Raw genomic sequence first — 12,765 nt, forward strand, 5'->3', positions numbered from 1 at the left:
CAGAGGCTTTTAGCCTCACATGGACCATGTGAGGCGTATAAAAAGGCTCTAAATCAAGCGCTTAGAGCGCGATCAGTCCATCGCGCCGATGTAAGGCAGGCCGCGGCTCTTGCCCTCGTCATCGAGGCCGTAGCCCACGAGGTAGCGGGCCGGGGCTTCCCAGGCCACGAAGTCGGGCTCCATGCCGCGCTGGGTCGGCCAGGGCTTGCGGGCGAAGACGGCAGTCATCACTTCGCTGGCGCCGGCGTCCTTGACCAGGCGCGAGGCTTCGCTCAGCGACAGGCCGCTGTCGAACACATCATCCACCACCAGGGCCCGGCGGCCGATCAGCGGCCGTTGCAGGTCGGCGCGGACCTCGCAGCGGCCGGTGCTCTTGCGCTCATCGTGATACGAGGCCAGCCACAGGGCGTCGAAGCGGACATTGCGGCCCGCCTTCCACAAGGCCCGGGTCAGGTCGGCGGCGAACCACAGACCGCCGGTCAGCAGACAGACGCAGACCGTGTCGTCGTCGATGCGCGGAGCGATGGCGTTGGCGAGGGCCTGAACGCGCTGGGCGATGTCGGCTTCCGAAATCAGGACTTCGGGTTGGGCGGTGTCATTCATGATGCGCGGGTTCGTGAGAGTCGGAGGGAGGAGTGGCTGCCGCTCCGGTCTCATGTCCCGAGGGTTCATGTCCAGCCACATCTGCCTCGGCAGGCGCATCCTGGGCGCCGCGCAGGGACAGTTCGGGGTCCGCCGCGTGCTTGGCCGGGGTCTTCAGGGCGGCCTTGACCGCCTTGGCCGCGCCGGGCTCGACCGCGAAGTCGATGACCAGATCCTTGGCGGTGCGGGGCGGGTCCAGGATGGTGATGGCGAAGTGGCGGATCTCGCTGGGCGGGATCTTGGGATCGGCGGCGGCGGCGATGCGGCCGGCCACGCGCTTGTCCTTGGCGTTGCGCAGCTCGACCCGCAGCGGCGGGGCGACCACCGCATGGTCGGTGATGTTGCGCATGATGCCAGTGATGGTCACGGCGGCGTGGCCGTCTTCCAGCGAAGGCTCGGCCTTGATGTTCTCGATCACCAGCCCGACCGTGTTCACCGGCAGGCCGACACTGGCATAGGCCCCGGCCGTGGCGGGCCACAGGCGCACCATGTCGATGCGGAAGATCAGGGCGCCGACCACCATCGAGGCCATCGCAGCGGCCATGCCGGCCCAGACTACGCCCGTGGTCGTCGCCTCGCGCAGGCGACGCTCGGCGTCGGCGCGGGCCCGGAACACCTTGGGCAGCTCCTCGCCTGGGAGGGCGCTGACCGGCGGTTCAGGTTCGGGTTCGACGGTCGCGCTGGCCTCAGCGGCTTCCAGCGAGGCCATGGCGGCGTCGCTGGCCAGGGTCGCGTCGGAAGGCTCGTCGAAGAGGTCCGTGGACTCCTCGTTACGGGCGGTCCAGCGGTGGCCGCACGAGGCGCAACGCACGACACGACCAGCCGCACCGACCTTGGAGTCGTCGACGAAATAGCGGCTGGCGCACTCCGGACAGGTCAGTATCATGGCCGCGAATCGTAGGCTCCCCGCATTAACAAATGGGGTCGCTGATTTTGTCCCTGATGTCCAGAAACCCCGGCGACACCTCCTTGCGGATCGAGGCAGATCAGGGCGATGACGCCCTCCCCGTGGTTCGCTTCGAGGGCGTGTCGATGCGCTACGGCCGCGCGCCGGAAACGCTAAGAGACATTGGGTTTTCTCTGGCTCCCGGGTCGTTTCACTTCCTGACCGGCGCTTCGGGCGCGGGCAAGAGTTCCCTGCTCAAGCTGATCTATCTGGCCCATCGTGCGTCACGGGGTCGCGTGGAGCTTTTCGGCCGCGATGTCAGCCTTTTGCCGACCGGCGACCTGCCGTTCCTGCGCCGCCGGATCGGGGTGGTTTTCCAGGAATTCCGGCTGCTGGAGCACCTGTCGGTGTTCGACAACGCCGCCCTTCCGCTCCGTATCCTGCAGCGCAAGCCCGCCACCTATCGCGACGACGTCGCCGAACTGCTGAGCTGGGTCGGACTGGGCGAACGGATGCATGCCCTGCCCGCCACCCTGTCGGGCGGTGAAAAGCAGCGCCTGGCCATCGCCCGCGCCGTGGTCGACCGGCCCGACGTGCTGCTGGCCGACGAGCCGACCGGCAATGTCGATCCGGCCATGTCGCTGCGACTGTTGCGGCTGTTCGTCGAGCTCAATCGCCTGGGCACCACCGTGCTGATCGCCACCCACGACGAGGATGTCGTGGCCCGCGCCGGCCAGCCCACCCTGCATCTCGAGCATGGCCGTCTGGTCGAAGGCGGCGACGCATGAGCGAGGTCTTCCAGGTCGAACGCTGGCGGCCGGGTCCGCTCCTGCCGCCGCGCGACGCCCGCGACGGCTCGCTGGTCTTCGTGGTCGCCGTGCTCTGCTTCCTGGCCTGCCTGACCGCCCTGGCCGCCCTGGCCGCCAACCGCGCGGCCGAGGGCTGGACCAACCAGCTGACCGGATCAGCGACCGTGGTGGTCCGCGCCCGCCCCAACGAGACCCCCGACTCCGCCGCCGCCCGCGCCGCCGAGGCCCTGGCCGGGGTCAAGGGCGTGGTCGAGGCGCGCGCCCTGACCAAGGACAAGGCCGAGGAACTGCTGGTTCCCTGGATCGGCAAGGAGGCCCTGGTCGACGACCTGCCCACGCCGCGCCTTGTCACCCTGGATCTGGACCCCCTGCTACCCGCCACCGCCACGGCGCTGGACCAGGCGCTGAAGGCGGCCGGTGTCGACGCCGTCGTGGATGACCACAGCCGCTGGATCGCCGATATCGAACGCAGCGCTGGCCTGGCCCGCTGGGCGGCGCTGGGCGTGTTCGCCCTGATCGCGGCGGCGGCGGCTTCGGTGATCGCCTTCGCCACGCGGGCCGGACTGGCGGCGCGGGCCGACGTGATCGAGGTGCTGCACCTGTCCGGAGCGGAAGCCCGGTTTATCGCCGGCCTGTTCCAGTGGCGGTTCGCGGGCATGGCCGCCATCGCGGGCTTGCTGGGCGGCGCGGGCGCGACCATCATCGGCGCGGCGATACGGACCCTGGGCGGCGGTTCGGGCCTGGCGCCGATCCTGCCCCTGGCCTGGATCGATCTGCTGGCGCCGCTGCCCTGCCCGTTGATCGCCGCCCTCGTCGCGGGCCTGACCGCCCGCCTTGCTGCGTTGCGACTTTTGAGGAGCATGCCGTGAAAAGCCTCGCAGCCCTGTTGATCCTGGTGATGGTCTGGGCCGTTGGTCTGCTGGCGTTCTCCGGCCGCGTCGAGCAATCGACCCCCGCCCGCGAGCCGCCGATCGCCGATGGCGTCGTGGTGCTGACCGGCGCCTCGAACATCCGCCTGGAAGCCGCCACCAAGCTGCTGGAAGCCGGCAAGGGCAAACGCCTGCTGATCTCCGGCGTCAATCGCGAGGCCACCCGCGAGGACGTTCTCAACGTCACCAAGGCCGTCAAGCCGATCTATGACTGCTGCGTGGACCTGGGCTTCGCCGCCGCCAACACCATCGGCAACGCCAGGGAAACGGCCGAGTGGGCCAAGGCCAAGGGCTATCATAGCCTGATCGTCGTGACGGCCGACTATCATATGCCGCGCTCGATGCTGGAGCTGCGCGCAACCATGCCTGACACTGTGCTTTATCCCTATCCCGTCGCCACTGAAGGCCTCGACGCTCATCGCTGGTGGAAGCAGAACGCCGGCGCGCGGCGGATGATCGTCGAATACTGCAAGTACCTGGCGATTCTGGGCCGCGAGGCGTTCCTCGGGCTGGGGCCGAAAGAAGAGGCCGGCGAGCCGGCGAGGAAAGCATCTTGATCTATCTGCGTTCGTTTCTGTTCCAGCTGTATTTCTGGCTTTGGTCGATCTTCACCTCGACCTGGATGGTGGCCCTGCTGCCCCTGCCGCGCCGCTTCGCGGTGGCCGCCCTGACCTTCTGGTCCAAGGGCCTGTTCTTTGGTCTGCGCTGGATCGCCGACGTCAGGGTCGAGGTGCGAGGCCGTGAATACCTGCCCACCGGCCCCGCCCTGATCGCGGCCAAGCACCAGTCGATGTTCGACGTGTTCAGCCAGTTTGGCCTGCTACCCGACGCCTGTTTCGTGATGAAGAAGGAACTTCTGAACGTGCCGCTGTTTGGCTGGCACGGCCTGAAGGCCGGCATGGTCGTCGTCGACCGCGCCGGCCACTCGACGGCCCTCAAGAAGCTGGTCCGCGACACGCTGGAGAAGATGAAGGAGGTTCGCCAGGTGGTGATCTTCCCCGAAGGCACCCGCGGCGCCGTCGGCGTCCCCGGCGACTACAAGCCCGGCATCGCCGCCCTCTATCGCGAGCTGGACCTGCCGGTGACGCCCCTGGCGCTGAACTGCGGCGCCCACTGGGGCAAGGGCTTTCTGATCAAGCCGGGCGTGATCGTCTTCCACTACCTGCCGCCGATCCCCGCCGGCCTGAAACGCGGCGAGTTCATGCGCGAACTGCAGACCCGCATCGACACGGCGACCAAGGCGCTCGAGGACGAGGGGATTTGATGATCCCTCTCTCTTTGAGAGAGGGAGGGGCCCGCCGCGAAGCGGTGGGAGGGTGAGAGGTTTCAGACTGGCAGGATGAAGCGCGGTCGGCTTTCGACCCTTAGCCGACTGTTAGTCATGGACGCCGAAAATTACCAAGCTCGCCGGATTGAGCATGGCGCGCGGTTGAGGATCCAACTTTGCGACACCTAACACCGACGCAGCAGGCGCTAGCTTTAACTACAGTGTTTGCGCTTCTCAGCGCATGCAGTCTGCCGTCTTCTCATGAGCAATTCGACAAGACCGCGAGCCGGGTTCTCGATCAACTGGATGCTGCGGACTATGCGGCCATATACGACCAAGCTGCGGACGAGTTCAAAAAGGGCTCAGGCGGTGCCCTAGGGCTCGCTGCGGGGATGGGCGACAACCGCCGGAAATTAGGGCGCTGCGGCGCTCCAGTAAAGGTAGGAAAATCCCGGACCATGCCGACGCAATATGGGTTCGTGTCCGTCCAGGACTATGGGCGGGCCTGCGCAAACGGACCGGCGAATATCGAGCTATCGACCGTTAGACGCCATGGCGAGGCTAGGCTTATCGGCCTTCATGTGAGAAGCGAAACACTTGCGCAGACTGACCCGCTAGCTACCAGGCCGGAATGGATTTCCGGCGAGGACCTGATACTCCTGAAGCGTCTGGAAATTGATCCGGAGACCGATCTCGAGACTAGGGCTGCCTCCCATTGGCGATGGCGGGCATCTCGGATCTTCACGGTCGGGGAGTATGTTTGTCCGCCAGGCAGCGCTGTAGATATCTCAAGAACGATCAAAGTCATCGTCGCCGCTGAGAGAAAGGTCTGCACGCACCGGAATCAGGGCGAGGCCGGCATGCTCAAACTCAGCGCTGACGGTTCCGTCCTGCCTCTGGGCGGGAATGACCCGTCAGCATGGTCGAGCCGATAACGTCCGCCTCCACCCATAGCGGACCTTGGCGACGTCCGCCTGCGGTCCAAGGGTCAAATGTCGGGTTTCAGGTGCTGACCCGATTTCCGCTCTCCCCATTCCGGCTGCTCAACGGCAGAAATCGAGCTTTCCCTGCCAACGGTGAAACCTCTCACCCTCCCACCGCCTGCGGCGGCGGGCCCCGCCCTCTCTCTCAGAGAGAGGGATTCGCAGGGCCGTCCTCCCGCGCCGAGACCAGCTTCAGCAGCGTCTCCATGGCGTGATCGCGCACGCCGTCCTCGCGCAGGTGGCCGACAAGGTCGGACAGGTAATCGATGTTGCGGCCCGACAACCCTTTGGCGCCGGCGATGAGGTCGGCCTGCTGTTCCAGGCTCAGCGCCCCGGCCCACTGGCTGTGCTTCATGTCCGACAGGAAGACCAGCGAGGAGATCTTCGCCGCCTCGCCGTCGATCTTCAGATCACTCCAGGCTTCGAAATAGGTCTCGGTCGGCTGCTCGCGTTCGCGCAGATAGCCATAGACCTGTTCCCATTCCGCCGCCGACACCCGATAGGCCGCGCCGCGCACCGAGCCGCCGGGCGCCAGACCCAGAACCAGCCCCGGACGCTCGTAGGTGCCCCGGTGATGGACCGAATATATGCAGAAGGCGCGACGACGGCCGTGGAGAACCGCGCGTCTTCGCTCTACAAACGGGAACCCGGGACGCCACATGAGCGATCCGTATCCGAACACCCAACGGTCTCCGCTCTCTACGCTCATCTTCAATCCCGACTGGACGCGCTCTTTCATGACCCATACCGACGCCGCGCCGCCCCGCAAAGTCCGCAGACGAGGTCTGTTTGCGCCTTTCATCATCGCGCTGATCTTCGCGGCGGCCTGGTGCGTCGGCTGGTTCTGGCTGCGCAATCAGGCCGAGCAGCGGATGGATACGGCCTCGGCCTCGCTGAAATCGCGCGGCTATGACCTGTCGTGGAGCGCCCGCAGCTTTTCCGGCTTCCCGTTCCGCCTGGACGTGACCCTGGCCGACGCCCGCGTCGCCGAGCCGTCCGGCTGGGCCCTGCGCATTCCGGAGCTCAGAGCCGAAGCGATGATCTATGGCCTGGACCACTGGGTGGCCGTGGCCCCGCGCGGCGCTCTGCTGACACGGCCGGAGGGCGGCGACGTCGCCATCGCCGGCACGGCCCTGCGCGCCAGCCTGGCGGGCCTGAAGCAGCACCCGCCCCGCATCTCGATCGAAGGCGCCGGCCTGGTGTTCTCGACCGCGCCAGAGGCCGCGCCCTTCCCGCTGCGATCGGCCCAGACCATGCAGTTGCACCTGCGCCCCGGCCCCGAAGATCAGGCCGCGATCCTGTTCAAGGCCGAGGGCGCCCGGGCCAACTTCACCGGCCTGCTGGGCCGCATCGCCCAGGAAAACAGCGCCGACATGATCCTGGACGCCCGCCTCAGCAAGGTTTCGACCCTGCGCGGCGACAACTGGGCTGACGCCGTGCGCGACTGGAGCGCGGCCGGCGGCGCGATCACCATGGAAAACGCCCGGATCAGCGCCGGCGAGGCCGAGGGCACGGCCAAGTCCGGGGCCCTGACCGTCGACGCCGATGGCCGGCTGCAGGGCAAGCTGGAGGTCGCCCTCAAGGAGCGGGTCGATCCCCGGGCCGCCCGGACGCCCGAGCAGATCCTGGCCGCCGCCGCCCAGGCCCTGGGGCGCGAGCCGGTCATCGAGGCCAGCCTGATCCTGCAGGAAGGCCGCACCCGTCTGGGAACCATCGACACCGGTCCCTCGCCGCGCGTCTATTGAGCGGCGGGCAGGCGCGCCTGCGGCGGACGGCGCGCAAGTTTCTTGCCGTGAACGCCAGCTATTGCACCGGCGGCGGCAAGGACTATGGTCCGGCCTCCAATTTCGGGGATAAACATGGGTACCGACGCGGCCGACGCGCCTCCGTCTCTCGACGAGGTCCGATGGCGACTGGACGCCATTGATGGTGAACTGCTGAAGCTGCTGGACGAGCGGGCCGCCCTGGCCGGCGCCGTCGCGGCGGCCAAGCGCGCGGCGGGCGATACGGGCTTTGGCCTGCGTCCCGGCCGCGAGGCCCTGATCATCCGCAAGCTGCTGGCCGCCCCGCGCACCGCCGCCAATGACGCCCTGATCATCCGCGTCTGGCGCGAGGTGATGAGCGACAACCTGGCCCGCCAGGGCCCGTATCACCTGGCTGTCTGGGGCGGCAAGGATCCGACCCGCGCCGTCGAACTGACCCGCCTGCGGTTCGGAACCGCGCCCAGGATGCAGGTCCTGGCCGAAGCCAAGGACGTGCTCGCCGCCGCCAAGACGCCGTGGGGCGTCGGCGTGCTGGCCCTGACGCCGGACAGCAACTGGTGGGGCCGCCTGCTGGCCGAGCCGAAACTGAAGATCTTCGCCGCCCTGCCCTGCCTGAACCGTTGGGGCCCGCAGGCCGCCCTGGCCGTGGCCGAGGTCGAGGTCGAGCCCACCGGCGGCGACCAGACCTTCTGGGTCACCGACTCGGGCAAGAGCGCCGCCGCCATCGTCGAGGCCCTGAGCCCCAGCGGCGTCGCCGCCGAGCCCCTGGCCGAGTCCGGCGGGCTGAAGCTGTTCTCGCTGTCGGGCTTCTTCCAGGTCAATGATGCGCGCCTGGCCCAGGCTCCCGGCAAACTGACCGGCGTCATCGGGGCTGCGCCCACGCCGTTCGACGTTTAAGTGGGCGACGTGTAAGACGACGGCCAGTTCAGACTGAGTTCCAAGATGACCGCTCCCGCCCCCGACCGCTTCGCCGCGCAGCGTCCCATGCCCAAGCCGGGCATCATGGATATCCACGCCTATGTCGGCGGCAAATCCAAGGTCGAGGGCATCGCCCATCCGGTGAAGCTGTCCAGCAACGAGAACATTCTGGGCTGCAGCGACGCGGCCAAGGACGCCTATCGCGCCGCCGTCGACCGCCTGCACCTCTATCCGGACGGCAAGGCCAATGGCCTGCGCGCCGCCGTGGCCGAGCGCTACAGGCTGGAGCCCGAACGCCTGACCTTCGGCGACGGCAGCGACGAGATCTTCGCCCTGCTGTGCCAGGTCTATCTGGAGCCCGGCGACAATATCGTTCAGGGCGAGCACGGCTTCGCCGCCTACGCCATCGGGGCCCGCGCCTGCCAGGGCGAGGTGCGGATGGCCCGCGAGCCGAACCAGCGCATTGACGCCGACGAAGTGGTCAAATGCATCGACGAGCGCACTCGGCTGGTGTTCATCGCCAACCCCGCCAACCCGACCGGCACCTGGCTGACCGGCGAGGAAATCCGCGCCCTGCACGCCGCCATCCCGCCGTCGGTAGTGCTGGTGCTGGACGGCGCCTATGCCGAGTTCGCCACCGATCCGCGCTTCGAGGATGGCCTGGACTTGGCCCGCACGGCGCAAAACGTCATCGTCACCCGCACCTTTTCCAAGATCCACGGCCTTGGCGGCCTGCGTGTCGGCTGGGGCTATGGACCAGCCGGGATCATCGAGCCGATCGAGCGCATCCGTCCGCCGTTCAACACCTCGATCCCCGGTCAGGAGGCGGCCGTCGCCGCCCTGGCCGACCTCGAATTCCAGGCCCGCTCCGTGGCCCTGGTCGAACAGTGGCGGCCATATCTGGCCCAGCAGCTGGGCGGGCTTGGCCTTGAGGTCACGCCGTCGGCGGCCAATTTCGTGCTGGTCAACTTCCCCAACGTCCCGGGCAAGACAGCCCGCGAGGCCGAGGAATTCCTGGCCAGCAAGGGCTATCTGGTCCGCGCCGTCGGCAATTACGGCCTGCCCAACGCCATCCGCATCACCATCGGTCTGGAAGAGCACAACCGCGCCGTGGTGGATTTGCTGACGCAGTTCGTGGGTCGCTGATGTCCCCTTCATTTTCCGCTCTCCCCGGCGAAGGCCGGGGTTCAGGTCGAACCCACAACCGCCCCGCTGGTGAGCGCCGCCGCATGGCGCATCATCCCCAGCCGCTCTGGCTGAATCTGGGCCCCGGCCTTCGCCGGGGAGAGCGGGTTGAGGTTACCCCCCATGTCTAAGCCCGGTATCCTCTATCCCAAGATGACCGTGATCGGCTGCGGCCTGATCGGCGGTTCGGTGATCCGCGCGGCTCGCGCTCACGGCGTGGTCAGCCAGATCACCGTGGCCGACGCCAGCGAGGCCCACCGGGCCCGCGTGGTCGAGCTGGGCATCGCCGACCATGTGACGGGCGACATCGCCGAGGCGGTGCGCGACGCCGATCTGGTCGTGATCGCCACCCCGGTGCTGTCGGCGCCCGAAGTGGCCGCCATCGTCATCCCGGCCATGAAGCCCGGCGCCACCCTGACCGACGTCGGCTCGACCAAGGCCAATGTCGCCGAGGCCTTCCGCGCCCAGGACATCTCGAAGATCTTCGCCATTCCCGGCCACCCGATCGCCGGCACCGAGCAGTCGGGTCCCGACGCCGGCTTCGCCGAGCTGTTCGAAAACCGCTGGACGATCCTGACCCCCTTCGAGAGCGACGACGAGCACTACGCGGCCGCCGTCGCCCAACTGTCGGCCTTCTGGCGGTCGTTCGGCGCCCAGGTCGAGCTGATGGACGAGAAGCACCATGACCTGGTGCTGGCCGTGGTCAGCCACCTGCCCCACCTGATCGCCTACACCATCGTCGGCAGCGCGGCCGATCTGGAGAACGTCACCGAGAGCGAGGTCATCAAGTTCTCGGCCTCGGGCTTCCGCGACTTCACCCGCATCGCCGCCAGTGATCCGACGATGTGGCGCGACATCTTCATCGCCAACAAGGACGCCGTGCTGGAAATGCTGGGCCGCTTCACCGAGGACCTGCAGGCCATGAGCCGCGCCATCCGCTGGGGCGACGCCGACACCCTGCACAGCCACTTCACCCGCACCCGCGCCATCCGCCGCGGCATCGTGGCGGCCGGCCAGGAAAGCGCCGAGCCGAACTTCGGACGCGACCGCGGCAAGCACTGAGGCGCAGGTTCGCGACCTCGCGCGTTCGCTGCGAGTTGGTGAAAAGGGTCGCGGAGCGTCCGGACCACGTCCGGAATTGAATAGACATAACCGTTTCGACGAAGCCGTCCGCTCCGCGTGGTCGTTATCCGTCAGCGTCCCAGCGGGTGGCCCAGTTGGGGCCTTACCGGGACCCGGAAGCTTCGGTTTCCCGAAGTCCCGAAGGTCGGGGGGCGTGGGGCCAATTCTGACCAACACTCGCCTTGATCCCCATCCACGCCGACGGCGGGCGGGTCCTGCAACGCCAGGATCCCCGGACGCGCTTCAGTATCCCCCTGAAGCCCAGCCCCGCTCGATCACCCCCCGCCGCCGCAATGGTCGCTGGCCTTGCGCCCTTTCCTCGCGGCGAGGTGGGACAAGAATACGGGAGGTTTCAGCGCGTCGGATAAGTTTGCTGCACGCCCGTGTCGATCCCCGTTGCTTCGACCCTCTCCCAGAGGGAGAGGGAGGGACCCACGCTTGCGTGGGAGGGTGAGGGGTTACACCCTAAACCGTTGTCGCACCTGGGATCCTGCCCTGTCCGGAAGGGCTTCGCAAACCCCTCACCCTCCCACCGCTACGCGGCGGGCCCCTCCCTCTCCCTCTGGGAGAGGGTTTCAGATTCCCGTGCCCATCCGGGGATGGCGCGATCGCTATCCCCGCGCCGACGCCCCCAGCACCCGCGCCCGCAGCATCGACAGCGGCAGGGTCCCCGGAACCAGCACCGCGTCGTGGAAGGCGCGGATGTCGAAGCCCGAGCCCGGCAGCTTACGCGCCGCCTCGCGCAGGCGAACCAGTTCCAGCCAGGCCAGCCCCTGCCCCGCCGCGGCCGCCGGGCCGATGGCGATGCGTTCGATGCCTTGCGACACCGGCGAGAAGACCGGCGGCGGGCCCTGCAGATCATTGAGGAAGGCCGTGGTCTTCTCGACGCCCCAGCCCTTCAGATGCACGCCGAGGTCGGCCAGCAGGCGGCCGACGCGGAACAGCATCCACTGGAGATAGCCCAGCTCCGCCAACGGATCGCCCGCGAAGGCGCCCTCCTCGGCGGCCAGCTGTTCGGCATAGATCGCCCAGCCCTCGGAGAACCCCGGGAATGCCAGGCGGGTGCGCAGCGGATGGGCGCCGGAGCGTTCCTCCAGCGGCATCTGCACCATGTGGCCGGCGACGCTCTCATGGTGGACGACACTGGGTAGGGTCCAGCTGGGGCGGGTGCGGATGGTGTTGAGGTCGGCGTAGTAGACGCCCGGCTTCGAGCCATCGAAGGACGGCGCCTCGCGATAGCCCTGACGGCGGGCGGCCTCGTCGGCGGGGGTCATGCGGCTCATGCTGACCGCGCGGCTGCCCGGCGCGACCGTGGCGAACGAGACCGGCAGGCGCGACACGGCCTTGGTCAGCCAGGCGTTCATGTCGGCGATCAGCCTGTCGCGGCCGGCGGCGTCATCACTGTAGAGCCAGCGCTCGTCGCGGCTGAGCGCGGCCAGACGGGCGCCGACCGTGCCCTTGCTGAGCCCCTGGGCCTTCAGCAGCGTGTCGGCGCGGGCGGTCAGGGCCCTGGCGGCGGCCTTGGCGCGATCCCAGGCCTGGCCCGGCGTGATCTCGGCGCCCATCGCGGCCTTCAGCAGCAGGGTGTAATAGGCCTCGCCATCCTTGAAGCGTCCGACGCCGATGCCCTTGCCGGCCTTGGGGCGCAAGGCGATCAGAGCCTCGCGCTGGCGGCCCAGGGCGGCGGCGAGATCGGGCGTGGCGGCGACGGCTGTCGCGGTTTCGGCGAGACCTGCGGCAACCTTGTCGATCACAAAGGCCGGCAGGATCACGCCCCCAGCGGCGTCTTCAGCGATCCGGGCAGTCTCGGCGTCCAGTCGCTTGACGGTGTCAGCGGCAGCGTCGCCCGACTTGGCGGCCTCAACGGCCTTCAGCCAGGCGCCCGCGCGGGTGGTCACGACATAGGGCGAGGTCGCGCCCGCGCCGAACGGGAAGCGGCGGACGATCTCGTCCTCGATCGCCAACGCCGACAGCACGGCGTCGTAGTCCAGGCGCGCGGCCGGGCTCAGCAGGGTCGGGGAAAAGGCTTTCAGGGTCGCCAGCTTCTGGTCGGCCGGACCGCCCCTGGCCAGCTTGTCCAGCAGCGCCTTCAGCCCCGCGTCGTCGCCGGCCGCCAGCGCGCCGCCGGCCGCCAGCAGCGCCGCGCCGCCCACAGCCCCGCCCATCACGTCTCGCCGGCTGATCATGGCGTCTCTCCCGGGATGTCTCTTCACGGTCAGGTCTAGGCGATCTGACACCGGTGTCCAGCCATTGGCCGACTT

12 protein-coding genes are annotated in these 12,765 nt (G+C 68.3%); 8 read left to right on the top strand and 4 right to left on the bottom strand.

Translation table 11 applies throughout. The annotated features are described in order from the left end of the window. Nucleotides 1–72 precede the first annotated feature (72 nt). Together ACW17Z_RS03540 and ACW17Z_RS03545 are read right to left on the bottom strand one after the other, a co-directional pair. Nucleotides 73–657, bottom strand: coding sequence for a phosphoribosyltransferase (locus ACW17Z_RS03540; protein ID WP_492057564.1), 585 nt, complete (start codon nucleotides 655–657; stop codon nucleotides 73–75). Further along, nucleotides 596–1,528, bottom strand: a complete 933-nt coding sequence (locus ACW17Z_RS03545; protein WP_492057565.1) for an MJ0042-type zinc finger domain-containing protein — start codon at nucleotides 1,526–1,528, stop codon at nucleotides 596–598. Before ACW17Z_RS03545 ends, ACW17Z_RS03540 begins: the two co-directional genes overlap by 62 nt. A gap of 83 nt (nucleotides 1,529–1,611) precedes the next feature. On the opposite strand from ACW17Z_RS03545, the gene ftsE reads away from it, so the two are divergent. From ftsE to ACW17Z_RS03565, 4 genes are read left to right on the top strand one after another with little or no spacing between them, the layout of a single operon-like run. Beyond that, a complete protein-coding gene (gene ftsE / locus ACW17Z_RS03550; RefSeq protein ID WP_492058479.1) occupies nucleotides 1,612–2,316 on the top strand; it encodes a cell division ATP-binding protein FtsE in 705 nt (234 codons plus the stop codon). Beyond that, nucleotides 2,313–3,206: a cell division protein FtsX gene (locus ACW17Z_RS03555; protein ID WP_492057566.1), complete on the top strand. Its 894-nt coding sequence runs from the start codon at nucleotides 2,313–2,315 to the stop codon at nucleotides 3,204–3,206. Before ftsE ends, ACW17Z_RS03555 begins: the two co-directional genes overlap by 4 nt. Next, nucleotides 3,203–3,823 carry a YdcF family protein gene (locus tag ACW17Z_RS03560; RefSeq protein WP_492057567.1) on the top strand — a complete coding sequence of 207 codons (621 nt, stop codon included), beginning with the start codon at nucleotides 3,203–3,205 and terminating at the stop codon, nucleotides 3,821–3,823. Before ACW17Z_RS03555 ends, ACW17Z_RS03560 begins: the two co-directional genes overlap by 4 nt. Further along, nucleotides 3,820–4,530 carry a lysophospholipid acyltransferase family protein gene (locus ACW17Z_RS03565; protein WP_492057568.1) on the top strand — a complete coding sequence of 237 codons (711 nt, stop codon included), beginning with the start codon at nucleotides 3,820–3,822 and terminating at the stop codon, nucleotides 4,528–4,530. Before ACW17Z_RS03560 ends, ACW17Z_RS03565 begins: the two co-directional genes overlap by 4 nt. A gap of 1,131 nt (nucleotides 4,531–5,661) precedes the next feature. On the opposite strand, the gene ACW17Z_RS03570 is transcribed toward ACW17Z_RS03565, so the two are convergent. Continuing rightward, the gene (locus ACW17Z_RS03570) at nucleotides 5,662–6,225 is read right to left on the bottom strand and encodes a gamma-glutamylcyclotransferase (protein ID WP_492057569.1); all 564 of its coding nucleotides are present in this window, start codon (nucleotides 6,223–6,225) and stop codon (nucleotides 5,662–5,664) included. Nucleotides 6,226–6,253: 28 nt separating this feature from the next. On the opposite strand from ACW17Z_RS03570, the gene ACW17Z_RS03575 reads away from it, so the two are divergent. The 4 genes from ACW17Z_RS03575 to ACW17Z_RS03590 all read left to right on the top strand — a co-directional run bounded on the left by ACW17Z_RS03575 (nucleotide 6,254) and on the right by ACW17Z_RS03590 (nucleotide 10,444). Beyond that, entirely contained in the window at nucleotides 6,254–7,261 is a 1,008-nt protein-coding gene (locus tag ACW17Z_RS03575; RefSeq protein WP_492057570.1) for a DUF2125 domain-containing protein, read from the top strand. 114 nt (nucleotides 7,262–7,375) lie between these two features. Further along, nucleotides 7,376–8,176 (top strand): chorismate mutase, encoded by an 801-nt coding sequence (locus ACW17Z_RS03580; RefSeq protein WP_419317400.1) that lies wholly within the window; start codon nucleotides 7,376–7,378, stop codon nucleotides 8,174–8,176. A 45-nt stretch (nucleotides 8,177–8,221) separates the two neighbouring features. Next, complete coding sequence (gene hisC / locus ACW17Z_RS03585; RefSeq protein ID WP_492057571.1) at nucleotides 8,222–9,343, top strand: histidinol-phosphate transaminase; 1,122 nt, start codon at nucleotides 8,222–8,224, stop codon at nucleotides 9,341–9,343. Between the two features lie 162 nt (nucleotides 9,344–9,505). Continuing rightward, a complete protein-coding gene (locus ACW17Z_RS03590; RefSeq protein ID WP_492057572.1) occupies nucleotides 9,506–10,444 on the top strand; it encodes a prephenate/arogenate dehydrogenase family protein in 939 nt (312 codons plus the stop codon). A gap of 671 nt (nucleotides 10,445–11,115) precedes the next feature. On the opposite strand, the gene ACW17Z_RS03595 is transcribed toward ACW17Z_RS03590, so the two are convergent. Then, nucleotides 11,116–12,690 carry a DUF885 family protein gene (locus tag ACW17Z_RS03595; RefSeq protein ID WP_492057573.1) on the bottom strand — a complete coding sequence of 525 codons (1,575 nt, stop codon included), beginning with the start codon at nucleotides 12,688–12,690 and terminating at the stop codon, nucleotides 11,116–11,118. Nucleotides 12,691–12,765: the final 75 nt, after the last annotated feature.

Source organism: Caulobacter sp. GSs2, from assembly GCF_058680895.1.